The sequence below is a fragment of the Streptomyces mayonensis genome, from assembly GCF_018982965.1.
GTDB classification, from domain to species: domain Bacteria; phylum Actinomycetota; class Actinomycetes; order Streptomycetales; family Streptomycetaceae; genus Streptomyces; species Streptomyces mayonensis.
The window spans coordinates 53,705-80,067 of the sequence record NZ_JACBYP010000018.1; the positions used below are offsets into that span (position 1 = coordinate 53,705).

Here is a 26,363-nt window from a genome sequence, read left to right on the forward strand (position 1 = left end):
CGTCGCACCCGTCGCACGGCTGGTCAGAGCAGGTACGGGTGATCGTCGTGGTACGAGACGACTCGTCGCAGCGACGACACCCGTCACGGGGTTGACCTGCAATGCGACGGGTGCGACGAGTCTTTACGGGTGCGGGTCCGGGCCTGTCCAGGTGCTCTCGTCACCGTTCTCGGAGGCGGACTCCTCCGGGCAGTACCGCGCCCAGGCGTCGGTGAAGCGGAGGCGTGCGAAGCCCTTGGCCTGCCTGCCGCCCTCGAAGCGGAGGGTGGCGGCCTTGATATCGAAGTCCTTCAAGAGGAGCCCAAGGTGGCGTGGGCTGAGGCCGGCGGTGCCGTACTCGGCCCACGGAGCCTCCTGGTCCTTGAGTAGCTCCTCCAGCAGGTCCCGGGTGCGCATGATGTCTGGGTCGCCGCAGCGGGCGAAGGCGCGCCGGATGTCCTGCAGCAGGCGGGTCTTGAGGTTGGACTCGTCGTCCTTGTCCGCCTCGGCGGCGCACATGGCCGTGCAGGCTGCGCGCGCGTCCTCGGGCCAGGTGCCGCCAGCCAGCTCCGCGACGATCACGAGCGGTTCCCAGGTGTCCGCCGCGCGGTCCTGCACTGGCATCCGCGGTACCAGGTCCTCGGCGGTGTCCATGAGCGGACGGAGCCACGCCTCCAAGCGGTCCCGCAGAGCGTGCAAGGCTGGGATGTCGCGGCGGGAGCGGAACTGTTCGACGCGCTCTCCGTCCTTGCGGCGCTGCATGCGGATCACCACCGCCCGGTCCATGACCGTGTCCGGCAGAGCGCCGATGCCGGCCAGCGCGGCCATGGCGAAGGTGGGAAACTTCCGCGTCTTGTGCTCGGGACCGGAGATCCGCAGGGCGGGCCGGTTGCGCTGATGGCCGGCGTTGAGCAGGCCGCGCAGTTCCTCGTTCTTCTCTGCGGCCTTGACGCTGCCGAAGATGGTGTCGGCCTCGTCCACCAGCAGGGTGGGCGGGTCGTCACCGATGGCGCGAAAGACGACAGCAGGGCTGGTGTTCACGGTGATCAGCGGGTCGTGCGCCGTCTCCGTGATCACATCCAGCAGCCGGGACTTCCCGCACCGCTTCGCGGGCCCGACCACCGCCAGGCGCGGTGCGTGCTGCAGTGCCGGCTGTATGTGCGTGGCCGCCACCCACAACGTGACGGCGGTCAGCGCGTCACCGTTGGGCAGGATCAGGTATCGGGCGATCGCCGCCCGGAGCTCGTCCAGCAGTGCTGCGCCCTCGTTGGCGCTGTACAGCTGGTCACCCCCAGAGGACGGGGGCTCGGCTGCGTCGCCTTGGCCGGGGACGGCCTCGGGTGGCCAAGGCAGAGAGCTGGCGGGCGCGGTGGGGGTCGGAGAGGTCGTAGATTCGTCCACAGGCATTCCTCCCTGGTGCGCCGGACGGGCAGTGTCCGGACTCACCGAGACAGATCGTTTTCTGGCAAGGGGCGATGAGGGCAGGGACCGCGCGGCTCCCGGCGGTGGCTCGCCGGGAGCCGCTTCGCTTTCCCGTGTGGTGGTCTCAGACGGCGAGGTCGTACGCGGCCTGGGCATTGAGCCAGGCGTCCACCTCGGCCCAGCGGTAGCGCAGGTGGCGGCCGACCTTGTGCACGTTCGGGCCGATGCCCCGGTACTTCCACTGGTAGAGCGTCTTGACCGGGACCCCGAGGTAATCGGCGACTTCCGCCGGGGTGGCGAGGGGGCCGCGTCGGTTGGCGTCGGCACTGGCGTGGGCAGGGCGGGGGGAAAGGCTCGGCATGGGCTCCCTTTTCGGTTTCGGACAACTGCGTGGACAACACAGCCACACCCTGGGCGGAGAAGTCCAGAGTTGGTTCTAGAAGGCTCCAGAAGTTCCCGTCGGTGAGCGCGGGAGGCAATACCGTAAGGGTGAATTGGCGGTTGACCAAAAAGTCGGCGCCAGGGTGATGTTCTGTTCGTAAGGCCAGGTGGTGGCCCATCGTCGAGAGGTGTGGTCAGCTACACTGCGCTCGCTTTCCGGTGGGCGGAATCGGCGGCGCAGCCTTCCCGGTGTCGCGTGTCGTGCATTAGCCGGCGCAATTGTCGATCCGGCCGGGTGCGACTTCTGTAGGGTTTAAGAACCAACTCTTGCCAAAGGCTTCGGCTGCAAGTTACAGCTACCTGTTATGGCAACTCGACCTCTCGAAATAGGCCCCGCCGGCTTGCATACCGCCCGCGCTATCGAGCGCATGCGGCTGGCGCTCGGCCTCACCCAGCATCAGCTGGCTGCCCACTGCACCGCGATGGGCCGCCCGATGACCAACACCGCGCTCAGCCGCACCGAGCGCGCCCATCGACGTTGCGACATCGACGACCTCGTCGTGATCGCCGAAGCCCTCGGTGTTCGTGCGACGGCTCTGCTGCCTGCTGGGGTCTGCCCCGCCCACCCTCGCCACACCGAAGCAGACCTCTGCTGCCGTGCCCAGGGGGTCCTCCTTGGCTGACGTGTACGACCGCTGGCACAAGTCCCATCCCAAGCCGGACGAGACCCAGTGCAGCGAGCACAAGAGCCGCACCCGGCGAATGGTCCCGACCTCTGACCACGGGATCGGTAAGCGCTGGCAGGTCCGGTACCGGGACCTGGACAGCCACCAGCGCAAGGAGAACTTCCACACGAGGGCCGAAGCCGACAAGCGGGCGGCCGAGGTCGACGTCGAGATCCGGAGCGGCAGCTACGTCGTCCCCGCCGAGACGAAGCAGACGCTCGGCGCCTACGCCCAGAAGTGGCTCGACGCGAACTCGGTAGGCCCGACCACGGCCCTCCGCTATGAGGCCACCGTCCGCAACCACATCGTCGCCCACCTCGGCCGGCGCGAGCTGCGGTCCCTGAACAAGCCCTCGGTCGTTCAGGGCTGGATTCGGACGCTGCAGGACGGCGGCTTCGAGGTGTCGACGATCGAGGGCATCTTCGACATCCTCTCCAGCATCCTCGGCATGGCTGTGGAGGACGGGCTGCTGCCGAAGAACCCGTGCAAGTCGAAGTCGGTCAAGCTGCCGACCGCGACCAAGAAGAAGATCGTCCCCTGGTCCCTGGAGCGTGTGCGTGCCGTCATCGCCGGGCTGCCCGAGCGCTTCCAGGCGGGCGGCAAGCTCGCCTTCGGGTGCGGCCTGCGTCAGGGGGAGGTCTTCGGCTGCGCAGTCGAAGACATCGACTTCAGGGGCGGCTGGATCCACGTCAACCGCCAGGTGCGGCTCGTCGGCACGAAGCCGGTTTTCGCTCTGCCCAAGGGCAACCGGATCCGGTCAGTGCCGCTGTCGGCTCAGTTGGCCACTGCCCTCAAAGCCCACATGAGGCGATTCCCGCCCACGGCGGTCACGCTGCCCTGGGCGAAGCCCAACGGCGAGCCCAAGACCTTCCGGCTGCTTTTCGTCGACGAAAAGGGCCGAGCGTACAACCGAAGCGTCTTCAACATGGGTGCCTGGAAGCGAGCCCTGGTCGCCGCCGGCGTGATCCCTCCCCGCGAGCGCGGGGTGAGGTACCTCCAGGCGGCCCCGGAGGACGGCATGCACGCCCTCCGGCACGCGTACGCCTCCGTGCTCCTGGACGCGGGGGAGAGCATCAAGGCGCTCTCCGAGTACCTCGGCCACTCGGACCCGGGCTTCACGCTCCGGACGTACACGCACCTGCTGCCGTCCAGCGAGAGCCGGACCCGCAACGCGATCGACGATGCCTTCACCGAATACAGGGAGTCCGAAGCTGGGAGTGCAGCAGGGCCGCCACCCGATCGTGCGGCAGACCCCGAGGCGACCGCTGGCTTGGGTAACGGAAGGGACTTTACGGCGAAGCTATGCCGTAGGCGGCTCAGGGATGCGCCAGGTGATGCGGAACCGCTGGTCCGGTGGAAGCCCGAATCTGCCCACCGGGCCGATCGCCTTGATGAGATAGCCAAAGAGCTGATGGTGGGCTTCCTCGGAGAGTTCATGCCAGGTCTCCGGTGTCGCGGTCATGACCTCCCGCATCAAGGACACGTCCGATTCGGCGCGCAGCATCTCGATACGGTCCTCACGGTCCATGGTCTCGTCAGCATGCATGGCGCTGATCGACCGCTGAAGGAGGTTCGGCTCGACTGCCAGGCGCTGGAGTATCCGGTCGCAGCCATAGCGGAAGGCCGTATGCATTTCGACCGCTTCCTGGTCCGGATAGTGGTAGCCGAAGGGGCTGCCCTCCTCGGCGCCCAGGTAGTCGCCCTTCAGGGTCCGCAGGAGAGCACGTAGAGCAAACTCGGCACCGTTCTCCTCGATGAGGCGGACACCAACCTGCACCCATTCGTCCTCTGAGATCACAGGCTCGTGCGGCACCGCGAGCGAGGGGGCGATCTCAATGGCGTTGAACGGGTTAATCATCACGCCGACGACCGCCTCAGCGGTCCACTGCCCGCCATCCGTGCCCCACCCCTGTGATAGTGCCAGTTCCCGGGCCGACTTCATGCCACCCGGCTCTCCCTCCCGCACTGCGCGCCATAGGGGCAGGAATCGCGCCACCTCGGCCGTCGGGTCTCGGGGTGGATCGACGCAGGCGCTGGCGAGCACCGCCACGATCGACTGCACGGTCTCCCAGCGCGGGACGTTCAGACCCTTGAGGGTCGTACGGACTCCCTCATGGCTGACGACCGCCGGGTGGTCGCCCTCAGCGATCAGGGCGCTCACCTTTCGCATGCCGGGGCGGCCCGCCGCCCGGTGGAGCTCTTCGAGGGCGCGTACCAGCTCCTCGTGGGCTTCGTTCGGAAGAGAGACGGTGTTGGGGGTCACGAAACGACAGATCCCTTCGATCTTTCAGATGGCGGCCCGGCTGACCGTCAGATAGCGCCAAGAGCGTAAAAGTCGCAGGCAGAGTGCCACATGCCAGATTGCGTCAACTTCCCCGTCCCGGGCGCCAAACGATGACAAGCAATCGAAGGAGGCCCCGAGCATGGAGACAGCGTTGTGAGCGAGCCGGTGCCGTTTCCGAAGGAGTTGCTCCCGTGCACATCCCTAACTATGCCTATGCCATGATCCGGTCCGCACTGCCGACTGTCCCTACCTCCCGCCAGGTGGGGGCGCTGGATTGCTGCCTCTGTGACAAGCCCTTTGAAGATCGGCCGCCCGTACCGCTCGGGCCGACTCCCGAGTCGGGACTGTTCGGCTGCCATCCCTGTCTAACCCGGTTGGTCGCCCGGGCGCGGCGGGCCCGTGACGCTGCACTGACCCAGGACGCCGAGCGGGCCCGAACGGAGTCCGCGACCTGGCTGCCGGTGCGTGAGCGGCATGTCGCCCGGCTCGACAGTGCGCGGCAGGCCGCGGAAGCCGTGGCCGGGCTGGCCCGGGACGGTGACACCGAGCCGCTGCAAGTCGCCTGGCTGCTGGTCTCGCTGGAGTCGGCGTACGCCTGGGTCCCGGAGGCGCCGGAGCCACCCACCTCTGCGGAGCGCGAGGACTCAGAGCTGAGGGACGAGGCGTTCCGGCTTGACCTGGCGATGATCACAGCGCGGGAGGCGGTGGCGGAGCGGCTCGCCTATCACCTCATCAACGAGGCGCAGCCTGAGGAGCCGGAGATGTGCGAGGAACTCGAATGCTTGGAAGGCTGCTCGGGACGACATGACTCCTCTCACATTGACTGCGGACCGGACGCCGTCTTCGAGGATCTGGCGCAGCGCGGAATCACCGTGGAGCAGCCGGAGCCCGAACCTCTGTCGCCTCGGCTCGCGGCTCTCTTGGGAAGGACCGAGGCCGAGGAGAAGGACTCGCTGCTGCCGGACATTGAGGAGCAGTCCCCCGTTGTCCTGGCGCACTTCGGTATCGACGCCGACGATACGGATGCCCTGGTGAGCGCGGCGGCGGTCGGGCTGGTGGTCGACGCCTGGCGCGAGGGGCCGCTGGACGTGATCCACGCGGCCGACGACGGGCCAAGCGACGGGGAGATCTTCGCGCAGAGCATCGATCTATACCGCAGGGCTCGCGCCGCGCTGGTGGCCGCACGGGAGGACGGGCCTGAGATGCTGCTCGCGTTCGTGGCCGTTGCCTCGGACCTGGACCTTCCGTGGGCCGGCGGTTCGCGCTTCACGCTGCGGGCGATGTCCGAATCCGTGGCGGAGTTTGTCCAGCACGTCGACGACCGGGTCTGGTTCACCGCGGAAGTGATGCGTGAACAGGGCTGGCGCGCGGGGTTGCTGCATAGAGCCACTTCGGCTGTGTTCAAGGTTCCTACCCACTTCGGTATGCCAGGCTGGCCTGGCGCCGTCGCCTCAGCAATGGACCGTCTCGCTGTGCTGGACAGGTCGGGCGCACCCGAGGCGCTAACAGATCTCGCGGCGGTAGAAGCCGCGTTGGTCGAAGCGCCCGACCGGCTGGGGGCAGACGCCCTCGACTGGATTTCCCGCCAGGCCCTACTCGGCTAATGCGCCACCCGGCCTGCCCGTCCGCTGACGGACCGGGGTTGGAAAAGCCCTCGCACCAGGGCACCCGAACGGTTGCCCACGGCGTCCTTCGCCCGCGCAGTTCGCTATCCCCACTGCCGTCAAGCGTGTTGCCAGTGACCACGTCCACGTCAGACTCGGTCGCGCGGTTCTGCAGCTGCCCGAGCGCCGCGAGACGACCCAGCAGAAGGTAGAGGCCCCCGGTGAAGTGGGACGAAGTGACCCTCGTCATCCTCGCCGCGTCCGGCTGCGTCACGCTACTGCTGGCGCAGATCAGCGAGGTGCTCGAGAGGCTGCCACAAATCATCCGTGCGTGGCGGCAGGTCCGGCACGAACTGAGCGCCAACACCGATGCCGGCTCTCGGGATCACTCAACAAGGGTCACCGCCCCGGGCACCCTGGCTGTCGACCCAAGCGATGGGGACCATACACCCAGAGGGACCGGAGCAGGGCAAGACGAGGGTTGATCCGGTCAGCGGCATCGCTGGTGAGCGCCATTTGAAGTTGCTGACCGGTTCAGCCGGCGGCCCTCGCCCAGTTATGCACCGGTTGTGCACCACGGTGCGCCGACCTCGTATACGCAGGTCAGGGACGTTTCTGAGCTGTACTTCGACCTCACGCTCTCCGACTACCTCGGACTTCGGCTTCACGTTGCGGACGTACACGCGCCGGCAAGGCGATCGATTACTCCTTCACCGAGGCGGAGCCCCAAGGACACCGGCGAAGCTCAGGGGCACATCAGTGCTCTAGCCCTAACCCATGTGCCCTCAATGTGCCCCGGCCACCTGACGGCCCCTCCCGGCACATGACGAGGGCGGAGCCCGAAAGCCCCGCCCGCACCCCACGAAACCCCAGCTCACGGCCACACAAGGCAATACGGCTGATGCCCCGCCTCATGCAGCCGGTGCGAGAAGTCCTGCCACTCGTGCAGCAGTTGGTACACGTTGAACGCGTCGCGCGGGCCGCCCCGGTCCGGGACCGTGGACCAGATGAACGCCGCCGCGCCGACCGCCTCCTCGCCGATGCCGCGCAGGGGGTCGACGACGGTCATCGGGAGTTTCACGACCGCGTAGTCGGGGTGCAGGACGACCAGTTCCAGCGGGGGCACCTTGTGCAGGGGGACGCCCTCTATGCCGGTGAGGACCATCGCGGCCATCGTCTCCGGCTTGATCTTGGTGAACATGCCGTTCATCCCGAGCTCGTCCCCGCCGAGTTCCTCGGGGCGCATCGAGATCGGGACGCGGGCCGCGGTCGCGCCGTCGGGCGCGCCGAAGTACTTGTAGGTCACCCCCACCCGACCACCATTCCTGCTCCCCGCCCCCGACCGGTCGGCCCGCCCGGAGAGCCGGTCGGGCTCGCCAGGTGTGCCGTGTGCCTGACGTGCTTCGGACGCTTCCTCCGCCTCGCGTCGGTGCCTTCCCCGCCGGGCACGTCGAGGACCCAGGTCATCGGTCCCCTCGCCCAGTCCGCCACCGCGATGCATATCTCCACCCGACTGCTTTTCTAGGACGCGTGGCCCCCGCCGCGCAACCCGATCATCGTGTCAGTGACCTCCCCCACGGCCGCTCGCCGAAACGTGCGGTGAGACATATGGCCTTCATCTGTCTGTCATATGTCCGCCAGGGTGTCGGCAGCCCCCTCTCCCCGCTGCCCCGGTGAGCTGCGTGGACGGGCTCCAGTCTGGCAGACGGCACGGCGATCGGGGCGGTTGTCTACCCTTAATGAGGTCACCCTGGGCAACCAGAGGCCGAGGGGAGCCCGAAACGTCGGAGAAGGTCGAGAAGGTCGGAGAAGTCGCAGGTCATGAGCGAACTGGCATACCCATACGAAGCACCGGCCTCGCAGGCTCTGTTCGACCGCGCGGCCGCCGTCACACCCGGAGGGGTGAACTCCCCGGTGCGCGCCTTCCGCGCCGTCGGCGGCACTCCCCGGTTCATGGTGTCCGGCACCGGGCCGTACCTGACCGACGCCGACGGGCGTGAGTACGTCGACCTCGTGTGCTCCTGGGGCCCGATGATCCTCGGGCACGCGCACCCCGAGGTGGTCGCCGCCGTGCAGGAGGCCGTGGCGCGCGGGACGTCCTTCGGTACGCCCGCCGAGGGCGAGGTCGCGCTCGCCGAGGCGATGGTGGACCGGGTCGCGCCGCTGGAGGAGGTCCGGCTCGTGTCCAGCGGGACCGAGGCGACCATGTCGGCCATCCGGCTCGCCCGCGGGTTCACGCAGCGCACCAAGGTGATCAAGTTCGCCGGGTGTTACCACGGTCACGTCGACTCGCTCCTCGCCGCCGCCGGTTCCGGCGTCGCCACCTTCGCGCTGCCCGACACCCCCGGCGTCACCGGCGCCCAGGCGAGCGACACGATCGTGCTGCCGTACAACGACCTGGAGGCCGTGCACGCCGCCTTCGCCGCCCACCCCGGCGAGATCGCCTGCGTGATCACGGAGGCGTCGCCCGGCAACATGGGCGTCGTACCGCCGCTGCCCGGGTTCAACCAGGGGCTCAAGGACGCCTGCGCGGCGAACGGCGCGCTGTTCGTGTCCGACGAGGTCATGACCGGGTTCCGGACCAGCCGCGCCGGGTGGTACGGGGTGGAGGGGGTCGTGCCCGACCTGATGACCTTCGGGAAGGTGATGGGCGGCGGGTTCCCCGCGGCCGCCTTCGGCGGGCGCGCCGACGTCATGGCGCACCTCGCGCCGGCCGGACCCGTCTACCAGGCCGGCACCCTCTCCGGGAACCCCGTCGCCACCGCCGCCGGGCTCGCCCAGCTGCGGCTCCTCGACGACGCCGCCTACGCCACCGTCAACGGCGTGTCCGCGCAGATCCAGGGGCTGGTGACCGAGGCGCTCGCCAAGGAGGGCGTCGCCCACACGGTGCAGACCGCCTCCAACATGTTCTCCGTCTTCTTCACCGACCGGCCGGTCAACGACTACGAGGACGCCAAGGCGCAGGAGTCCTTCCGCTTCACCGCGTTCTTCCACTCCCTCCTCGCGAACGGCGTCTACCTGCCGCCGTCCTCCTTCGAGTCCTGGTTCGTGTCCACCGCCCACGACGAGCGGGCCGTCCAGCGCATCGCCGACGCCCTCCCGGCGGCGGCCCGCGCGGCTGCGGAGGCGACGGCATGAGCCACGAGAACCACGAGAGCAACGATGAGCTGACCGTCGTCCACGTCATGCGGCACGGCGAGGTCGAGAACCCGACCGGCGTCCTCTACGGACGGCTCCCCGGCTACCACCTCTCCGAGCTGGGCCGGCGCATGGCCGAGCGGGTCGCCGAGCACCTCGCGCCCCGCGACGTGACGTACGTCGTCGCCTCCCCGCTGGAGCGGGCGCAGGAGACGGCGACGCCGGTCGCCAAGACGCACGGGGTCGACCTCGACACCGACTCGCGCCTCATCGAGGCCGCCAACGTCTTCCAGGGCAAGACCTTCGGCATCGGCGACGGCGCACTGCGCCGGCCCGCCAACTGGAAGCACGTGGTCAACCCCTTCAAGCCGTCCTGGGGCGAGCCGTACGTCGACCAGGTCGTGCGGATGAAGGGCGCGATCGACGCCGCCCGCGACCGGGCCCGCGGGCACGAGGCCGTGGTCGTCAGCCACCAGCTGCCGATCTGGATCCTGCGGTCCTACGTCGAGCGGCGGCGGCTGTGGCACGACCCGCGCAAGCGGCAGTGCACGCTGGCGTCGTTGACGACGTTCACCTACCGGGGCGACCGGATCGTCTCCGTCGGCTACACCGAGCCCGCCCGCGACCTCGTCCCGGCACACCTGCTCGCGGGCGCCAGGCCCGTGAAGGGGCAGGGGAAGGCGTACGGCGCCTGAGCCGGCCGTAAGGAGAGAGGGGGCGGGGACGAGGGGGCGTCTCCGCCCCCTCCGCCCGTCCGCCGGCCCCGCCGTCCGCTCCGTGACCCCGTTCCTGTCAGTTCGCTGTTACCCAACCCGTACATATTTCCGGAACCCGTTCGTACGTCGCGTCCTCTCACCCAGTGACCACCAAGGACGCGACGAACGAGGTTGCGATGCGCACTTCCAACCGCACTCTCACCCGCAGGGGGATGCTCGGGCTCGGCGCGGGGGCCGCCGCGGCGGTCGGGCTCGCGGGCTGCGGCACCGGCTCCGGCTCCTCGTCGGGCGGCTCCGACCAGGCCGGCGGCTCCGGGAAGCCGTCGCCCTCCGGCAGCGGCAAGGCGCCCGCGAAGCCCATCGGCGACGGCTCCACGTCGTACACCGGCAAGCAGCCGCACCAGCCCGAGGCGCCCGTGCCCCTGGAGCCGGGCCAGACGCCCCCGCAGTTCGTCGTCTTCTCCTGGGACGGGGCGGGCGAGGTCGGCAACGGACTCTTCCCGCGCTTCCTGGACCTCGCCCAGGAGCACGGCGCGCACATGACCTTCTTCCTCTCGGGCCTGTACCTGCTGCCCGAGTCGAAGAAGCGTCTCTACGACCCGCCGAACAACCCGCGCGGCGCCTCCGACATCGGCTACCTCACCGACGCGCACATCAAGGACACGCTGGAGAACGTGCGCCGCGCGTGGCTGGACGGCCACGAGATCGGCACCCACTTCAACGGCCACTTCTGCGGCGGCAGCGGCACGGTCGGCAACTGGACGCCCGCGCAGTGGCGCAGCGAGATCGACCAGGCGAAGTCCTTCGTCAAGGAGTGGAAGACCAACACCGGCTGGACCGACCTGCCCGCCCTGCCCTTCGACTACGACAAGGAACTCGTCGGCGGCCGCACGCCCTGCCTCCTCGGTCAGGACAACCTGCTGTCCACCGCCCGCGAGCTGGGCTGGCGCTACGACGCCTCCTCGCCTGGCGGCCTGCAGATGTGGCCGGCGAAGAAGGACGGCATCTGGGACCTGCCGCTGCAGCAGATACCTTTCCCCGGCCACTCCTTCGAGGTCCTCTCGATGGACTACAACATCCTCGCCAACCAGTCGGTCAACTCGACCAACGCCCCCGCCCACAACTACCCGGGCTGGCGCGAGCAGGCGACCAACGCGTACATATCGGGCTTCAAGCGGGCGTACGAGTCGAACCGGGCGCCCTTCTTCGTCGGCAACCACTTCGAGGAGTGGAACGGCGGCATCTACATGGACGCCGTGGAGAACGCCCTCAAGCACATCGCGCGCGAGAAGGAGAAGGGCGGCGACATCCGGCTCGTCTCCTTCCGCCAGTTCACCGACTGGCTGGACGTGCAGAAGCCGGAGGTGCTCGACAAGCTGCGCGGCGTCCAGGTCGGGCAGCAGCCGGCCGGCGGCTGGAAGGCCTTCCTCAAGGGCGCCCCGGACTCCTCCGCACCCTCCTCTCCGGACTCCTCCGCGGCCAGGTAGGGACCGCCCGCGAACGGCGCCTGAGATGCGGGTTTCCGGCCGCGAGGGGGGTGCGCAAGATCCTCGGAACGGACATGCGAAACTTTTCACATGAGTGCCGCCAGCCGCGCCCCCCTGCGCTCGACCCGCTCCACCGCCCGCCTTGGCGGCCGCGCCGTCCTCGCCGTCGGCACGGCCGCCGCGGCGCTGCTCGTGTCCGCGTGCAGCTCGGGCGGCACCTCGGGCGGCGGCGGCCAGACGGGCTTCATCACCGGCTCGGACGGCATCGCCACCGCCAAGAAGGGTGAGCGCGCCGACGCACCCGAGCTGTCCGGCAAGACCGTCGACGGCGGACAGGTCGACGTCGCCGACTACCAGGGCAAGATCGTCGTCCTGAACGTCTGGGGCTCCTGGTGCGGTCCCTGCCGGGCCGAGGCCAAGAACCTGGAAAAGGTCTACGACGACACCAAGGACCAGGGCGTCCAGTTCGTCGGCATCAACACCCGCGACACCTCCGCCGGACCGGCCCGCGCGTTCGAGAAGGACTACGGGATCAGCTACCCGAGCCTGTACGACCCGAGCGGCCGGCTGCTGCTCCGCTTCGAGAAGGGCACCCTCAACCCGCAGGCCATCCCCACGACGCTCGTCATCGACCGGGAGGGCAAGGTCGCCGCGCGCACGCTCCAGGCGCTCAGCGAGGAGAAGCTGCGCAAGATGCTCGACCCCTTCCTCCAGTCGGAGAAGTGACGTGTCCGCGGTGATCACCCTCGCCGAGGAGGCGGGCTACAACGGCACGGTGCTCAACGGCGCCCTGCTGGTCGCCCTGCCCATCGCCCTGCTCGGCGGCCTCGTCTCCTTCTTCTCCCCCTGCGTCCTGCCCCTCGTCCCCGGCTACCTCTCCTACGTGACCGGCGTCACCGGCACCGACCTGGGCGAGGCCCGGCGCGGGCGGATGGTCGCCGGCGCCTCCCTGTTCGTCCTCGGCTTCACCGCCGTGTTCGTCTCCAGCGGCGCGCTGTTCGGCTACTTCGGCGAGACGCTCCAGGAGAACCGGGGCGTGCTGACCACCGTCCTGGGCGCGTTCATGATCCTCATGGGCGTCTTCTTCATGGGCCTGATGCCCTGGTTCACCCAGCGCGAGTTCCGCTTCCACAAGAAGCCAGTGAACGGCCTGGTCGGCGCGCCCATACTGGGCGCGCTGTTCGGCATCGGCTGGACGCCCTGCATCGGCCCTACCCTCTCCTCCGTGCTGATCCTCTCCTCCCAGCAGGGCACCGCCGGGCGCGGCGCCGTGCTGACCGTCGCCTACTGCCTCGGCCTCGGCGTCCCCTTCGTCCTCGCCGCCGTCGCCTTCCGCAAGGCGCTCGGCGCCTTCGGCTGGGTCAAGCGGCACTATGTCTGGGTGATGCGCGTCGGCGGCGTCATGATGATCGCGACCGGCCTGCTGCTGCTGACCGGCGTGTGGGACAGCATCGTGCAGTCCATGCAGACCTGGTCCAACGGCTTCATTGTGGGGATCTGACCGATGAGCACCACTTCGACGACCGGTCCCGGCAAGCAGCCGAGGACCGAAGGCGACGACCAGGACCTCGGCGCCGCCGGCTCCCAGCTGTCCACCGCCCCCAAGGAGGAGGCCCCGAACCTCCCCTCGCTCGGTGTGACCGGCTGGGCCCGCTGGTTCTGGCGCCAGCTCACCTCGATGCGCGTCGCGCTGCTCCTGCTCCTGCTCCTTTCGCTGGGCGCGATCCCGGGGTCCCTGATCCCGCAGGACGGCGTCGACGCGGTGAAGGTCGAGGAGTTCCGCGACAACCACGACATCCTCGGCCCGCTCTACGACAAGCTCGGGCTCTTCCACGTCTACAGCTCGGTGTGGTTCTCCGCGATCTACATCCTGCTGTTCGTCTCCCTCATCGGCTGCATCGTCCCGCGCACCTGGCAGTTCGTGGGCCAGCTCCGCGGCCGTCCGCCCCGCGCCCCGCGGCGCCTGGACCGGCTGCCGGCCTACACCACCTGGCGCACCGCGGCCGAGCCCGAGGAGGTCCGCGAGGCCGCGCTGACACTGCTGAAGAAGCGCCGCTTCCGCGCGGACGCCGCCGTCGACGCCGTCTCCGCCGAGAAGGGCTACCTGCGCGAGGCCGGCAACCTCGCCTTCCACATCGCGCTGATCGTGATGCTGATCGCCTTCGCCTGGGGCCAGCTCTTCAAGTACGAGGGCAACAAGCTGATCCTGGAGGGCGACGGCTTCTCCAACACCCTCACCCAGTACGACGACTTCAAGTCCGGCAACCTCTTCGACCCGGACCACGACCTGGCCCCCTTCAGCTTCTCCCTGAAGAACTTCCACGGCACCTACGAGGCGACCGGCCCCAACCGCGGCACCCCGCGCATCTACGAGGCCGAGGTCTCCTACAGCGAGGGCGCCTACGGCGCGCAGAAGACGAAGACCATCGAGGTCAACAAGCCGCTGGAGATCGACGGCTCCAAGGTCTACCTCGTCAGCCACGGCTACGCGCCGATCCTCACCGTCAAGGACGCCCAGGGCAACGTCGTGATGGACAAGGCGGCCACGGCCCTGCTGCCGCTCGACGCCAACGTCACCTCCTCCGGCGCCGTGAAGGTCATGGACGGCTACCGCAACGCCGAGGGCGAGAAGGAGCAGCTCGGCTTCAACGCGTTCTTCCTGCCGACGTACGGCGGCCGGGGCAGCACGATGCTCTCCACCTTCCCGGCGCTGCTCAACCCGATGCTCGCGCTGTCCGCCTACCACGGGGACCTCGGCGTCGACGCGGGCTTCCAGCAGAACGTCTACCAGCTCGACAAGTCCAACCTGAAGGAGTTCAAGGACTCCGACGGCGAGCTGTTCAAGAAGCAGCTCAAGGTCGGCGAGACCATGACCCTCCCGAACGGCGCCGGCACGGTCACCTTCGACGGCATCCAGGAGTGGGCCGGCTTCCAGGTCACCCGGCAGCCCGCCAGCGGCTGGGCGCTCGGCGGCGCCGTCGTCGCCATCCTCGGCCTGGCCGGCTCCCTGTTCATCCAGCGCCGCCGCGTCTGGGTGCGGGCCGTGCGCGGCGCCGACGGCGTCACCGTCGTGGAGATGGCGGGCCTCGGCCGCAGCGAGTCCGCCAAGGTCCCGGAGGAACTCGGCGACCTCGCCGGGCTCCTGTACGACCGGGCGCCCGAGCCCGCAAGAACCGCAGATTCCGCCACCGACACCCACGAAGTACCTGCCGAAGGGGCTGAGAAGTGACTCTCGCCGCCGCAACCGAACTGGCCGCCGCGACCAACGAGAACCTCGCGAACGTCAGCAACACGCTGATCTACTCCTCGATGGCCGTCTACACGCTGGCCTTCTTCGCGTACATCGCCGAGTGGCTCTTCGGCAGCCGCAGCAAGGTCGGCCGCACCGCCGCCGCACTCACCGCCACGGACGCGGCGAAGACCGGGGTGAAGTCCGGCCCGGCCGTCACCGTCAACAAGGCCGGCGGCACCGCCGTACTGGAGCGCCCCGAGGTCGTCGTACGGGCCGCCTCCGGCTCCCGCGACGTGCCCGACGGGCCCGGCGCACACGGCGGCACCGAACAGGGCGACCTGTACGGGCGGATCGCCATCTCGCTCACCCTGCTCGCCTTCGCGATCGAGGCGGGCGGCGTCCTCACCCGCGCCCTGTCGGTCGAGCGGGCGCCGTGGGGCAACATGTACGAGTTCAACATCACGTTCACGACGGTCGCCGTCGGCGTGTACCTCGCGCTGCTCCTGCTGAAGAAGAACGTCCGCTGGCTGGGCCTGCCCCTGATCACCACGGTCCTGCTCGACCTCGGCCTCGCCGTCACGGTCCTCTACACCGCCAGCGACCAGCTCGTCCCGGCCCTGCACTCGTACTGGCTGTACATCCACGTCTCCACCGCGATCTTCTGCGGCGCGGTCTTCTACGTCGGCGCGGTCTCCACGGTCCTGTACCTCTTCAAGGACAGCTTCGAGAACAAGCTCGCCTCCGGCGGCACGCCCGGCCGCTTCGCCGCCTCCGTCCTGGACCGGCTGCCCGCCGCCGCCAGCCTCGACAAGTTCGCCTACCGCGTCAACGCCGCCGTCTTCCCGCTGTGGACGTTCACGATCATCGCGGGCGCGATCTGGGCGGGCGACGCCTGGGGCCGCTACTGGGGCTGGGACCCGAAGGAGACCTGGTCCTTCATCACCTGGGTCGCCTACGCCGGCTACCTGCACGCCCGCGCCACCGCCGGCTGGAAGGGCCGCAAGGCCGCCTACCTCGCGCTGGTCGCCTTCGGCTGCTGGCTGTTCAACTACTACGGCGTCAACATCTTCGTCTCCGGCAAGCACTCCTACGCGGACGTCGGCCTCGGCGCCCTCCAGTCGGTCGGCTTCTGACCGCCCGCGCCCGCGGCTACACCCGAGTCAGGTCGCCGCGGGCGACGCCCCTGACGACGTCCCGCAGCCGTTCCACGTACAGCCGCAGGTTCTTGTGGGCGACGTCGGTGTCCGGGTAGCGGCTCGCGAACCACAGGCCCTCCGGGAGCCGCGTCACCCAGGCGCACACCTGGTCGCCGTACGAGACGCGCAGCAGTGCGTACGCCGACTGGTCCGGCCACCCGCCGGCGCCGGGCACGTCGCGGGCGTCGACGTACGACACGATCGAGTACAGGTCGGGCGAGGTCGGCCGGAAGTCGGTGCCGAGCAGGCGCAGCACGCGGTCGATCGGCATGCGGGACAGCCGCCGGTTGGCCTGGAGTTCGGAGCGGACGGTACGCAGGGCGGCGGGGAAGTCGTGAGCCCCGTCCACCGGGACCTCGATCGGCGCGCCGCCCACGTACCAGCCCACGGACTCGGACCACTGGGACCGCGACCGGGTGTGGAAGGGCACCACCGTGCGGTAGACGCTCTCGCCGCCGATCTCGTGCACGATCAGCGCGGTCGCGGCCAGGACGCCGACGAGGCTGCCGCCGTAGGGGCGGCAGTACGCCTCGAAGGCGGCGGCGTCGGCCGCGTCCACCAACGGCTCCCGCAGCAGCCGCTGTTCGGGCAGCGCCCCGCCGGGCCGCAGACCGAGGTCGACGGGGAAGGACGGCAGCCGGCCGTCGCAGCGGCGGATGAACTCCCGCCAGCGGGCGACGATGTCGTGGTCGCCGTCGATCCGGTCCGCGTCCGCCCGCTCCGCCTCGCAGAAGTCGACGTAGGAGCCGACCCTGGGATGCGGCACGCTCCGCCCGGCCGCGCCGGCGGCGTACAGTTCGCCGACCTCTGCGGGGATCCGGTAGATGGAGTAGGCGTCGACGTTGCTGTGGTCGAAGGCCATGTAGACGCTCACGCCGTCGTCGCGGACGACCGCCGTGTAGATGAGGTTGGGCCAGCGCAGCGCGTCCGCGACCCGGTCGAAGCGGTCCTGGAGGTGGCGGGCGAGGTCCGCGGCGTCGGGGAAGTCGCCGACGTCCTCGCGGTGCAGCGACACGGCGTCCGGCTCGAGCGTGAACCGGCGCATCGTGTCACCGCTCTCGCCGCCCCACCGGAACCCGCTGCGCAGCGTCTCGTGCCGCAGGGTCCAGGCGCGCAGGGCCTCCTGGAGCACGTCCAGGTCGACCGGGCCGGGGAGGTCGAAGGCCGCGCCGAGCCAGGTCGGCACGAACAGGCCGTCCTCGCGCACCGACCGCGCCGTGCGGATGTGCGACTCCTGGATGTACGCCGGCGGGCGCGCGTCCTCGGGCAGACCCGCCGCGATGTCGAGCGTCCTCGGACTGAGCGTCCACTCGACGAGGCGCCCGGGCCGGATCTCGCAGCGCTGGATGTCGGTCATTCGCACGAGAGGGTCTCCGTTCGCAGATGTACAGACCCGACCAAGGGAATGCCGTCTTCGCGGCCGCGCACCTGGTGTGTCGGCACTGTTCAACGGAACGGATGGCCCCTCGAACGCCGATACGGACTCGCACCCCGTACCTCCTTCACCCTTCCCCCTCGCACTCTTCACTCCGGGGGCTGAGGGGGGCTTACTCGGCCTTCGCCGCGCGCGCGGTGACATCCTGCACGGTCTTGGCGGTGAGGCCGGGGTTGCGGGTGTGGATGTAGTGGTCGGTTCCCTCGGCCGTGGTGACCTTGCTGTCGGTGGACAGCTTCAGCCACTCCTGCTGGCCGTCCGCCCACATCTTCTCCAGGGCGGTTTCGTACTCGGGGAAGACGGAGTACTGGGACTCGTGCGTGAGGATCTCGACCGGGATGTCACCGGCCGAGTGGACCGGGCCGTCGTCGATGACCAGCTGCTCGTCGTTCTGGCCCGCGTTGGCGCCGATCGCGCCGTCGCGGGCCTGGGCGGACGCACCGGTGGCGTCGGCGGGGATGGTGCGCTTCATGTCGCGGGTGAGGTGGGGCACGGTGGCGTCGAGGAGGACGAGGCCCTTGACGCGGTCGGTGTGGTCGGGGGTGTAGCGGGCGGCGATGTTGCCGCCGAGGGAGTGCCCGACCAGGACGACGGGGCGGTCCCCGGCGAGCTGGTCGAGGACGCCGGTGAGCAGGACCGAGACGTCGTTGATGTGCTGCAGGCTGCCCTTCTCGAGCTCGTCGCTGGCGCCTTCGCCGAGGCGGTCGTAGGAGCAGACCCGGTTGCTCCCGCTCAGATCCTTCTGCAGCGGAGCCATGTTGCCCAGGCCCTCGCCGCCGCCCGCCATCAGCATCACCAGCGGCTGCTCGGCGTCGGAGCTGCCGGAGCAGGAGACGTTGACCGAGTGGCCGTCGACGCGGATCTTCTTCGTACCCGTGAAGGAGAGGCCCGCGTCGGCGGCGGTGTCCTTCCCGTCGTCCTTGCCGAACTCCTCGTTGAGGACGAGTCCCGCTCCTGCCACGGTGCAGACGACGGCGATCGCGGCGACCGTCTTGGCGATGGTGCGGAACATGGGGGCCTCCAGCAGGCAAGGGTGGGGTACGGATCGGGTGATGTGGGGGTCTTTCCGGTCGGCCTGTCGTTCTCGGCGACTGATGAGGACTCTATGGATCCGGCGCTCCCGGATCGTCACCCCGCGGTGGACACCTGCGCGTAGCTCCCCCGGGGGACAACTCCGGCCCCCGGGCACCTTCCCCTCCCTACGCCCTCCCCTTCCCTACGTCCTCCCCTTTCTCTGCTTTCTGCGCCCTCCCCCTCCTCACGCCTCCTCCGCGCGGATCGACCGCCAGATCCGCTCCGGCAGGATGCGCGCCGCCTCGTCCAGGTCCACGTCGCGGATCCCGGAGAGCCGGCGCCGGGCGACGGCGACGACCGGGCCCAGGATCAGGGTCTCCAGCAGGGGCATGGGCAGCGGGGCCACTTCGCCGGCGTCGATACGGGGCTGGAGCCACCGGGCCGTCGCCGACACGGCCGGCCCCTGCGCCTCCCGCAGCTCCCTGCCCTGTGCCATCAGGCGCCGGTCGCTGCGCGGTGAGTGGATGAGGAGCGCCGCGCCGGGGTGGTCGCGCACGAAGGCGAGATACGCCCCGACCACGGCCCGAATTCCCTCGCGGGCGGTGTCGGTGCTGGTCAGCGCGGTCACCAGGTGCTCCAGGAGCCGCGCCATCCAGCGCTCGGTGAGTGCGGTGAGCAGGCCGTCCAGGCTTCCGAAGTGGTGGTAGAGGCTGCCGAGGCTGATGCCGCTGGTCCGGGTGACGGCGGTGACCGTGACGCCCTGTTCGCCCGACTCCGTGTAGAGGCGGAGCGCGGCGTCCAGGAGGAGATCGGCGGTGACCTCGCCGCGGTGCTGTTTGGGACTCATGGGTGGGTGCGCGCTCTCGTCGTTCAGCGTGGATTTCCCAATTTCGATTCTAGAATGAATTTCTAGAAACTGCTTCCCATCCTAAGTCCGTCTGGCCCAGACTGAGTCCCGCGGGACGCGCGCGTCCGCCCGGGTCTCGGAGGGGAGCAGGCGGGCCGCGGGTCCCGGTCGTCGGATCAACGGGGAGACAGGACAGACGTGTTGGAGCTGGACGGCAGCGGGGCCGGGCCGCTGGAGGACGAGGACCCACGGTGGATCGGGTCGATACCGCTGCTGGGCCGGCTCGGGGTCGGGGGCATGGGGCGGGTCTACCTCGGCGTCCACGAGGGCCGGTACGCGGCCGTCAAGCAGGTGTTGCCCTCCGTCGCGGGTGAGGACAAGGACTTCCTGCGCCGCTTCGGTCACGAGCTGGACAACCTCGCGCGCCTGCCCGACGAGGCGACCGCGCCGCTGCTGGCGGGTGACCGGGAGGCCCGGCCGCCCTGGTTCGCGACCGCCTACGTGCCCGGCATCACCCTGCGCCAGGCCGTCGACCTGCACGGCCCGCTGCCCGCCGGCGCGCTGTGGCTGTTGCTGGGGGAGGCGGCGAGGGGGCTGGCGGCGGTGCACGCCCTGGACATGGTGCACCGGGACCTCAAGCCGTCGAACGTGATGCTGACGCTTGAGGGGCTCACGCTCATCGACTTCGGTGTTGCGCGGGCGGCGGAGCAGAGTCAGCTGACCAGGACCGGCATGGTGGTGGGCACGCCCGCTTACATGTCTCCCGAGCAGGCTTCGGGTCGCCGGGCGTCCAGTGGTGTCGTCGACGTGTTCGCGCTGGGTTCGGTGCTGGCGTACGCGGCGTCCGGGCGGCCGCCGTTCGGGGACGAGTCGGGGCATGCGGTGCTGTACCGGATCGTGCACGAGGAGCCCGACCTCCAGCCGTTGCGGGACCTGGACGCGGAACTGGCGGACGTGGTCGCGTCCTGCCTCGACAAGGACCACGAGGGCCGCCCGACCGCCGCCGAACTCCTCGAACTCGCCCAGCGGCACGGGGCGTCGGCCGCCGCGCCGTGGCCGGAGGACATCACCGAGAGGCTTACCGAACGGGCCGCCTTCGCGGCACGCACCCCGCACCCCGACGACCTCCCACCGCCGGAACCCACCGCCCAGCCGGACCCGACCCCGGAACGGGAGCCGGAGGAGAAGCAGGAGCAGGAGCAGGAGCAGGAGCAGGAAAAGAAGCCGGAGCCGGAGCCGGAGAGGAAACCGGAGCCCAAGACGGCGCGGGAGCCCGACCGCGACCCCGATCCCGACCCCGTGGGGCGGCGCAAGCCCGAGAAGTCCCGCAAGGAGCGCAGCCGCAGGCGCATCCGGCCCGTGCTGGTCCCGGTCGTGGTCGTCGTGGCGGGAGGCACCCTCGCCTTCCAACTCCTGCCCTACGTCACCGACTCCAGCGACGCCGCCGGGCCCGACGCCCGCGCGTCCGTCACGGCCTCCACCACCGCGACACCGTCGGGCACCGGCACCGGATCCGCGGCGCCGTCGCCGTCCACCAGCGCGTCCTCCCCGAAGAAGCCGGAGTCGGAGGCGAAGGAGTCGGCGACCGCGTCCGGTGTGGCGGGCACCGGCTCGGACAACGACGGAAGCGGAGCGAAGAGTGACGAAGGCTCGGGCGACGGTGCGGGCGGCGGTGACGCCGGCAGCGGCGCTGGGGGCGGCGGCTCCTCCTCGGACCAGGACCCGGGCACCGGCACCGGCTCCGACGACGGCACCGGCACGGACCCCGGCAGCGGGGACGGCGCCCCGTCGACGGGCGGCGGCACCGTCCTGCGCAACGGACAGACCGGGCACTGCGTCACCGTGGCGCAGGGCAACATCCGCCCGGGCTCCTGCAGCGGCGAGGCCGCGGTCTGGAACCTGAAAGGCGCCTCGTCCGGCACCTACCGCGTCGTCCACAAGGCGTCCGGCAACTGCCTGAGCAGCTACGGCTCGCTCCACGCCGCCTACTGCAGCTCGCAGAGCGGTCAGGAGTGGCGCCTCGGTTCGGGCAGTTCCCTCGTCGCCACCAACACCGGCAGGTGCATGGAGGAGTCCACGGTCAGCGGACTGGTCATGATGCAGGTGTGCGACGGCTCGGCGCTCCAGCACTGGTCCCGGTCGTCCTGACCGGCCCGCAGCCCCGGGAGGCCCGGCCCGGCGCCTGTGCCCGCACCCACTCCTTCGCCTTTTGGCCCCTTCGGATCCATTGGGGCCTTTGGCCCTTGTCCAGGCCTTTGTCTAGTCCTTGTCCTTCTTGTCGTCCCTCTCCTCGTCGTTGTCGAGGGACTTCAGGAAGTCGGGGTTGTCGTCCGGCGCCACCCACTGCCGCCGCCCGCCGCCCGGCCAGGGCGACGTTCCGGCCGGCTGCCGCTTCTTGCCGGCGATGATCCAGGAGATCGAGCCGACCAGCGGGAAGAGCAGCACGAGGATCGCCCACAGCGGCTTGGGCATGTGACGGATGTCCGAGTCCTTCGTGCTGATGCAGTCGATGAACGCGTAGACGCTCAGGGCCAGGGGGACGAGGAACATCAGCACCCGGAGCATGGGCCTCTCCAGCTCAAGCGAGGGGTGGGGACGCGTCACGGGCCCCCAGGTACAGGGCCAGGGTAACCGCTCGGGGATACTGGACGGCATGGCTTACGACGATCTTCGCTCCCTGCTCAGGGCGCTGGAGCGCGAGGGCGACCTCAAGCGCATCAAGGCCGAGGTGGACCCGTACCTGGAGGTCGGGGAGATCGTCGACCGGGTGAACAAGGCGGGCGGCCCGGCGCTGCTCTTCGAGAACGTGAAGGGCTCCGACATGCCCCTCGCGATGAACGTCTTCGGCACCGACCGCCGCCTGCTCAAGGCCCTCGGGCTCAAGGCGTACTCCGACATCTCCGACAAGATCGGCGGGCTGCTCCGCCCCGAGCTGCCGCAGGGCTTCGTCGGTGTGCGCGAGGCCTTCGGGAAGCTCGGCGCGATGACGCACGTACCGCCGAAGAAGGTGAAGGGGGACAGCGCGCCCGTCCAGGAGACCGTCCTCACCGGCGACGACGTCGACCTCGACCGCCTCCCGGCCCTCTTCACCTGGCCCGACGACGGCGGCTCCTTCTTCAACCTCGGGCTCACCCACACCAAGGACCCGGAGACGGGCATCCGGAACCTCGGCCTGTACCGGCTCCAGCGCCACGACAGGCGCACCATCGGCATGCACTGGCAGATCCACAAGGACAGCCGCAACCACTACCAGGTCGCCGCCCGGCGCGGTGAGCGGCTGCCGGTCGCGATCGCCTTCGGCTGCCCGCCCGCCGTGACGTACGCCTCCACCGCGCCGCTCCCCGGCGACATCGACGAGTACCTGTTCGCCGGGTTCCTGCAGGGCAAGCGGATCGAGATGGTGGACTGCAAGACGGTCCCGCTCCAGGTGCCCGCGCAGGCCGAGGTCGTCATCGAGGGCTGGCTCGAGCCCGGCGAGATGCTCCCCGAGGGCCCCTTCGGCGACCACACCGGCTTCTACACGCCGCAGGAGCCGTTCCCCGCACTGAAGATCGACTGCGTGACGATGCGGAAGCGTCCGCTGCTCCAGTCGATCGTGGTCGGCCGCCCGCCGACGGAGGACGGCCCCCTCGGCCGGGCCACGGAGCGCTTCTTCCTCCCGCTCCTCAAGATCATCGTCCCGGACATCGTGGACTACCACCTGCCCGAGGCCGGCGGCTTCCACAACTGCGCGATCGTCTCGATCGACAAGAAGTACCCCAAGCACGCGCAGAAGGTGATGCACGCCGTCTGGGGCGCGCACATGATGTCCCTGACCAAGCTGATCGTGGTCGTCGACTCCGACTGCGACGTCCACGACCTGCACGAGGTCGCGTGGCGGGCGCTCGGCAACACCGACTACGCCCGTGACCTCACCGTCGTCGAAGGCCCGGTCGACCACCTCGACCACGCCTCCTACCAGCAGTTCTGGGGCGGTAAGGCGGGCATCGACGCCACGCGGAAACTGCCCGAGGAGGGGTACACGCGCGACGGGGGCTGGCCGGACATGGTGCTGTCCGACCCGGATACGGCGGCGAAGGTCGACCGCCGCTGGAAGGAGTACGGACTGTGACGTCGGCTTCCGCCGCCCTGCCGCAGCAGCCGGGGCGCACCAAGGCCTTCCTGCGCCTGGTGATGATCGAGCACTCGGTGTTCGCGCTGCCCTTCGCCTACATCGCCGCGCTGACCGCGATGTACCGGTGGGACGAGAACATCCACTGGGGCCGGCTGCTCCTGGTCACCGTCGCCATGGTGGGCCTGCGCACCTTCGCGATGGCGGTCAACCGGATCATCGACCGCGAGATCGACGCCCGCAACCCGCGCACCGCCCACCGCGAACTGGTCACCGGCGCCATGTCGGTCAAGCACGCCTGGACCGGCGCGCTGGTCGCCCTCGTCGTCTTCCTCGGCGCGGCGGCCCTGCTCAACCCGCTCTGCCTGGCCCTCGCCCCCGTGGCCGTCGTACCGATGGTGGTCTACCCGTACGGCAAGCGGTTCACGAACTTCCCGCAGGCCATCCTCGGCCTCGCCCAGGCCATGGGCCCGATCGGCGGCTGGCTGGCGATCACCGGCGAGTGGTCCTGGGAGGCCGTGATCCTCGGCCTGGCGGTCGGCATCTGGATCGGCGGCTTCGACCTGATCTACGCCTGCCAGGACGTCGAGACCGACCGGCAGGTCGGCGTGAAGTCCGTCCCGGCCCGCTTCGGCGTCCCTGCCGCGATCTGGGGCGCCCGCGCCTGCCACACGGTCACCACCGCCCTGTTCGCCTGGTACGCCGTCGCCACCGACGCCGGCGCCTTCTTCTGGCTCGGCCTGCTGATCGTGGCGGGCGCCTTCGGCTACGAGCACACCATCGTCCGCCCCCACGACCTGACCCGCCTCAACAGGGCGTTCTTCTCGGTCAACGGCTTCATCGGCATTGCCCTGTTCGTGTGTGCGCTGCTGGACCTGCTGGTTCGGGGTCTGACCGTCTGAATACGGTGCGGCCTACCATCGGGAGCAGGAACCCAGGGAGGCCACCGTGACCGTCTCGGACCTTGACCGCCTGCACTCGCAGCTCAGCCGGCTGGAGGGCATGTTCCCCGGCTATCGCACGGAGATTGTCGAGGGCAGCATCATGATGAACCCGGTCAGGCCGTTCCACGGGAGGACGATCACGCGACTGTGGGTCGACCTGGAGGACCAGCTCCCCGACGGCTGGAGTCTGGTCACCGACGTCGCGTTCCCCTTCGACGGGGACAACGAGTTCTGCCCCGATCTGGCGGTCATTCCGAGCGAGGCCGAGGCCGAGAACAGCGGCTCGTACCAGGCCGACCTGATCGAGTTCGTGGCCGAGGTGGTGTCGCCGAGCAGCGTCCGCCGCGACTACGAGGTCAAGCCGCTCTGGTACGCCTCCCGCGGCATCGCCAACTACCTGGTCTTCGACCCGCTGCGCGGGCAGGTCGTGACCATGTGGAACCCCGGCCCCGACGGATACCGCGGCCGCGACATGCTCCGCTACGGCCCCGACCTCACCGTCGACTCCCCCCTCGGGAAGCTGACCATCGACACCGGCCGCCTCCCCGTGGACCCCAAGGCACCGGACCGGTCCTGAGGACTGCCCCGTCCACCGGTAGGCTCAAGATGTGAACCCAGGAGAATCGCAGCGCACGCCTTGGATCGTGGGGGTGTCCGGGGCGTCCGGCACCCCGTACGCCGCCGCCGTGCTGCGTGCGCTGCTCGCCGCCGGCGAGAGCGTCGACCTGGTGGTCAGCCGGGCCTCGCGGCTCACCCTGCTCGACGAGACCGGCATCTCCTTCCGCGACGCCCACTGGCAGCAGGACCTGCGCGAGTGGCTGGCCCGCGGAGCCGACGGAAAGCCGGACGCGTTCGACGCGGACGTGACCGGCGTACGGCACTGGAGCGCGGGCGACCTCGCGGCCGGGCCGTCCTCGGGGTCGTACCCGGCCAAGGGCATGCTCATCGTGCCCGCGTCGACGGCCTGCGTGGCCGGTGTCGCGCTCGGCCTGTCGAAGGACCTGCTCCAGCGGACGGCGAGCGTCACCCTCAAGGAGCGCCGCCGGCTCGTCGTCGCCGTACGGGAGAGCCCGCTGGACGGGCGTACCCTGCGGCACCTGGTGACGCTGGACGACGCGGGCGCGGCCGTGGTGCCCGCCTCCCCGGCCTTCTACGCGGGGGCGACGCACATCCAGGACCTGGTGGACTTCGTCGCCGGGCGCGTCCTGGACGCGGCGGGCGTCGGCCACGACCTCTACCGCCGCTGGCGGGGCGAGCTGGGCGCGGCCCGCCCGCCCGGCCCCTGAGCACCACACCCCCGATCACACCCGCAATCACACCCCCCACGCACCTTCGTTACCCACATCTTCAGAATTCTTCAGTGGAAGGCTTCGATCGCATGGACGCGGTGGACAGGCAGCTCATCCAGGCCCTGAGGGAGAACGGCCGGGCCTCCTACGCCGAGCTGGGGCGCCTCGTCGGGCTCTCGGGACCCAGCGTCACCGACCGCATCAACCGGCTGGAGGCGGCCGGCGTCATCACCGGCTACCGGGCCACCGTCGACGCCGCCTCGCTCGGCCTCGGCGTCACCGCACTCATCGGTGTCTCGCTCTCCGACGCCGCCGACCACGAGGACGTGGCCCAGCGGCTCAAGGAGCTGCGGGAGATCGAGGACTGCTGGTTCATCGCCGGCGACGACTCCTACATGCTCAAGGTGCGCGCGGCCGACGTGGACGGCCTGGAGAGCATCATCCGGCGGCTGTCGGGCACCAAGGGCGTCTCCAGGACCCGTACCACCATCGTGCTGTCCACCAAGTGGGAGAACCGGGTGGGCGAACTCCCCGAAGAGGTCTAGCCACCGGAACCGGC

22 protein-coding genes and 1 pseudogene are annotated in these 26,363 nt (G+C 69.9%); 16 read left to right on the forward strand and 7 right to left on the reverse strand.

Going from position 1 to position 26,363, the window contains the following annotated elements; all coding sequences use genetic code 11:
- Positions 1 to 123: 123 nt before the first annotated feature.
- Positions 124 to 1,380: a DUF3631 domain-containing protein gene (locus tag HZS56_RS09840; protein ID WP_216720338.1), complete on the reverse strand. Its 1,257-nt coding sequence runs from the start codon at positions 1,378 to 1,380 to the stop codon at positions 124 to 126.
- A 145-nt stretch (positions 1,381 to 1,525) separates the two neighbouring features.
- Positions 1,526 to 1,762: a helix-turn-helix transcriptional regulator gene (locus HZS56_RS09845; RefSeq protein WP_216720339.1), complete on the reverse strand. Its 237-nt coding sequence runs from the start codon at positions 1,760 to 1,762 to the stop codon at positions 1,526 to 1,528.
- 448 nt (positions 1,763 to 2,210) lie between these two features.
- Here HZS56_RS09845 and HZS56_RS09850 point away from each other — a divergent pair, with 448 nt between their 5' ends.
- The 3 genes and pseudogenes from HZS56_RS09850 to HZS56_RS09860 all read left to right on the forward strand — a co-directional run bounded on the left by HZS56_RS09850 (position 2,211) and on the right by HZS56_RS09860 (position 6,395).
- Positions 2,211 to 2,465, forward strand: a complete 255-nt coding sequence (locus HZS56_RS09850; protein WP_308408041.1) for a helix-turn-helix domain-containing protein — start codon at positions 2,211 to 2,213, stop codon at positions 2,463 to 2,465.
- Between the two features lies 1 nt (position 2,466).
- Positions 2,467 to 3,741, forward strand: a pseudogene (locus tag HZS56_RS09855) (tyrosine-type recombinase/integrase); the annotation flags it as partial.
- Between the two features lie 1,241 nt (positions 3,742 to 4,982).
- Positions 4,983 to 6,395, forward strand: a complete 1,413-nt coding sequence (locus HZS56_RS09860) for a hypothetical protein (RefSeq protein WP_216720341.1) — start codon at positions 4,983 to 4,985, stop codon at positions 6,393 to 6,395.
- A gap of 874 nt (positions 6,396 to 7,269) precedes the next feature.
- Here HZS56_RS09860 and HZS56_RS09865 read toward each other — a convergent pair.
- Positions 7,270 to 7,896, reverse strand: a complete 627-nt coding sequence (locus HZS56_RS09865) for a hypothetical protein (protein ID WP_216720342.1) — start codon at positions 7,894 to 7,896, stop codon at positions 7,270 to 7,272.
- A 320-nt stretch (positions 7,897 to 8,216) separates the two neighbouring features.
- Between HZS56_RS09865 and hemL the strand changes: the two genes are divergently transcribed.
- The 7 genes from hemL to ccsB all read left to right on the forward strand — a co-directional run bounded on the left by hemL (position 8,217) and on the right by ccsB (position 16,101).
- The gene (gene hemL / locus HZS56_RS09870; protein ID WP_216720343.1) at positions 8,217 to 9,533 is read left to right on the forward strand and encodes a glutamate-1-semialdehyde 2,1-aminomutase; all 1,317 of its coding nucleotides are present in this window, start codon (positions 8,217 to 8,219) and stop codon (positions 9,531 to 9,533) included.
- Positions 9,530 to 10,228 carry a histidine phosphatase family protein gene (locus HZS56_RS09875; protein ID WP_216720344.1) on the forward strand — a complete coding sequence of 233 codons (699 nt, stop codon included), beginning with the start codon at positions 9,530 to 9,532 and terminating at the stop codon, positions 10,226 to 10,228. Before hemL ends, HZS56_RS09875 begins: the two co-directional genes overlap by 4 nt.
- 197 nt (positions 10,229 to 10,425) lie before the next feature.
- Entirely contained in the window at positions 10,426 to 11,736 is a 1,311-nt protein-coding gene (locus HZS56_RS09880; RefSeq protein WP_216720345.1) for a polysaccharide deacetylase family protein, read from the forward strand.
- A gap of 90 nt (positions 11,737 to 11,826) precedes the next feature.
- Positions 11,827 to 12,462, forward strand: a complete 636-nt coding sequence (locus HZS56_RS09885) for a TlpA family protein disulfide reductase (protein ID WP_216720346.1) — start codon at positions 11,827 to 11,829, stop codon at positions 12,460 to 12,462.
- A gap of 1 nt (position 12,463) precedes the next feature.
- A complete protein-coding gene (locus HZS56_RS09890) occupies positions 12,464 to 13,237 on the forward strand; it encodes a cytochrome c biogenesis CcdA family protein (RefSeq protein ID WP_216720347.1) in 774 nt (257 codons plus the stop codon).
- A gap of 3 nt (positions 13,238 to 13,240) precedes the next feature.
- A complete protein-coding gene (gene resB, locus HZS56_RS09895) occupies positions 13,241 to 14,965 on the forward strand; it encodes a cytochrome c biogenesis protein ResB (protein WP_216720348.1) in 1,725 nt (574 codons plus the stop codon).
- The gene (gene ccsB / locus HZS56_RS09900) at positions 14,962 to 16,101 is read left to right on the forward strand and encodes a c-type cytochrome biogenesis protein CcsB (RefSeq protein ID WP_216720349.1); all 1,140 of its coding nucleotides are present in this window, start codon (positions 14,962 to 14,964) and stop codon (positions 16,099 to 16,101) included. The genes resB and ccsB overlap by 4 nt, the downstream gene beginning before the upstream one ends.
- Before the next feature lie 16 nt (positions 16,102 to 16,117).
- On the opposite strand, the gene HZS56_RS09905 is transcribed toward ccsB, so the two are convergent.
- The 3 genes from HZS56_RS09905 to HZS56_RS09915 all read right to left on the reverse strand — a co-directional run bounded on the left by HZS56_RS09905 (position 16,118) and on the right by HZS56_RS09915 (position 19,460).
- Positions 16,118 to 17,527, reverse strand: a complete 1,410-nt coding sequence (locus HZS56_RS09905; protein WP_216720350.1) for a condensation domain-containing protein — start codon at positions 17,525 to 17,527, stop codon at positions 16,118 to 16,120.
- Positions 17,528 to 17,711: 184 nt separating this feature from the next.
- Complete coding sequence (locus tag HZS56_RS09910) at positions 17,712 to 18,611, reverse strand: alpha/beta fold hydrolase (protein WP_216720351.1); 900 nt, start codon at positions 18,609 to 18,611, stop codon at positions 17,712 to 17,714.
- 246 nt (positions 18,612 to 18,857) lie between these two features.
- Positions 18,858 to 19,460: a TetR/AcrR family transcriptional regulator gene (locus HZS56_RS09915; RefSeq protein ID WP_216720352.1), complete on the reverse strand. Its 603-nt coding sequence runs from the start codon at positions 19,458 to 19,460 to the stop codon at positions 18,858 to 18,860.
- A gap of 198 nt (positions 19,461 to 19,658) precedes the next feature.
- Between HZS56_RS09915 and HZS56_RS09920 the strand changes: the two genes are divergently transcribed.
- Entirely contained in the window at positions 19,659 to 21,608 is a 1,950-nt protein-coding gene (locus tag HZS56_RS09920; protein WP_216720353.1) for a serine/threonine-protein kinase, read from the forward strand.
- A 111-nt stretch (positions 21,609 to 21,719) separates the two neighbouring features.
- Here HZS56_RS09920 and HZS56_RS09925 read toward each other — a convergent pair whose 3' ends face one another.
- Positions 21,720 to 22,025, reverse strand: a complete 306-nt coding sequence (locus HZS56_RS09925) for a PLD nuclease N-terminal domain-containing protein (RefSeq protein WP_216720354.1) — start codon at positions 22,023 to 22,025, stop codon at positions 21,720 to 21,722.
- An 88-nt stretch (positions 22,026 to 22,113) separates the two neighbouring features.
- Between HZS56_RS09925 and HZS56_RS09930 the strand changes: the two genes are divergently transcribed.
- The 5 genes from HZS56_RS09930 to HZS56_RS09950 all read left to right on the forward strand — a co-directional run bounded on the left by HZS56_RS09930 (position 22,114) and on the right by HZS56_RS09950 (position 26,349).
- The gene (locus HZS56_RS09930; RefSeq protein WP_216720355.1) at positions 22,114 to 23,571 is read left to right on the forward strand and encodes a menaquinone biosynthesis decarboxylase; all 1,458 of its coding nucleotides are present in this window, start codon (positions 22,114 to 22,116) and stop codon (positions 23,569 to 23,571) included.
- Positions 23,568 to 24,473, forward strand: a complete 906-nt coding sequence (mqnP, locus tag HZS56_RS09935) for a menaquinone biosynthesis prenyltransferase MqnP (RefSeq protein WP_216720356.1) — start codon at positions 23,568 to 23,570, stop codon at positions 24,471 to 24,473. The genes HZS56_RS09930 and mqnP overlap by 4 nt, the downstream gene beginning before the upstream one ends.
- Before the next feature lie 46 nt (positions 24,474 to 24,519).
- The gene (locus tag HZS56_RS09940) at positions 24,520 to 25,092 is read left to right on the forward strand and encodes a Uma2 family endonuclease (protein WP_216720357.1); all 573 of its coding nucleotides are present in this window, start codon (positions 24,520 to 24,522) and stop codon (positions 25,090 to 25,092) included.
- Positions 25,093 to 25,123: 31 nt separating this feature from the next.
- Entirely contained in the window at positions 25,124 to 25,801 is a 678-nt protein-coding gene (locus HZS56_RS09945; RefSeq protein ID WP_216720358.1) for a UbiX family flavin prenyltransferase, read from the forward strand.
- 92 nt (positions 25,802 to 25,893) lie between these two features.
- The gene (locus HZS56_RS09950; protein ID WP_030401669.1) at positions 25,894 to 26,349 is read left to right on the forward strand and encodes an Lrp/AsnC family transcriptional regulator; all 456 of its coding nucleotides are present in this window, start codon (positions 25,894 to 25,896) and stop codon (positions 26,347 to 26,349) included.
- Positions 26,350 to 26,363 lie beyond the last annotated feature (14 nt).

Coding starts and splice junctions, on each gene's coding strand:
- HZS56_RS09875 (WP_216720344.1), top strand. CDS start 9,530: ATGAGCCACGAGAACCACGAGAGCAACGATGAGCTGACCGTCGTCCAC.
- HZS56_RS09850 (WP_308408041.1), top strand. CDS start 2,211: ATGCGGCTGGCGCTCGGCCTCACCCAGCATCAGCTGGCTGCCCACTGC.
- resB (WP_216720348.1), top strand. CDS start 13,241: ATGAGCACCACTTCGACGACCGGTCCCGGCAAGCAGCCGAGGACCGAA.
- HZS56_RS09915 (WP_216720352.1), bottom strand. CDS start 19,460: ATGAGTCCCAAACAGCACCGCGGCGAGGTCACCGCCGATCTCCTCCTG.
- HZS56_RS09950 (WP_030401669.1), top strand. CDS start 25,894: ATGGACGCGGTGGACAGGCAGCTCATCCAGGCCCTGAGGGAGAACGGC.
- HZS56_RS09865 (WP_216720342.1), bottom strand. CDS start 7,896: ATGCATCGCGGTGGCGGACTGGGCGAGGGGACCGATGACCTGGGTCCT.
- HZS56_RS09845 (WP_216720339.1), bottom strand. CDS start 1,762: ATGCCGAGCCTTTCCCCCCGCCCTGCCCACGCCAGTGCCGACGCCAAC.
- HZS56_RS09910 (WP_216720351.1), bottom strand. CDS start 18,611: ATGTTCCGCACCATCGCCAAGACGGTCGCCGCGATCGCCGTCGTCTGC.
- hemL (WP_216720343.1), top strand. CDS start 8,217: ATGAGCGAACTGGCATACCCATACGAAGCACCGGCCTCGCAGGCTCTG.
- HZS56_RS09885 (WP_216720346.1), top strand. CDS start 11,827: ATGAGTGCCGCCAGCCGCGCCCCCCTGCGCTCGACCCGCTCCACCGCC.
- HZS56_RS09925 (WP_216720354.1), bottom strand. CDS start 22,025: ATGCTCCGGGTGCTGATGTTCCTCGTCCCCCTGGCCCTGAGCGTCTAC.
- HZS56_RS09880 (WP_216720345.1), top strand. CDS start 10,426: ATGCGCACTTCCAACCGCACTCTCACCCGCAGGGGGATGCTCGGGCTC.
- HZS56_RS09930 (WP_216720355.1), top strand. CDS start 22,114: ATGGCTTACGACGATCTTCGCTCCCTGCTCAGGGCGCTGGAGCGCGAG.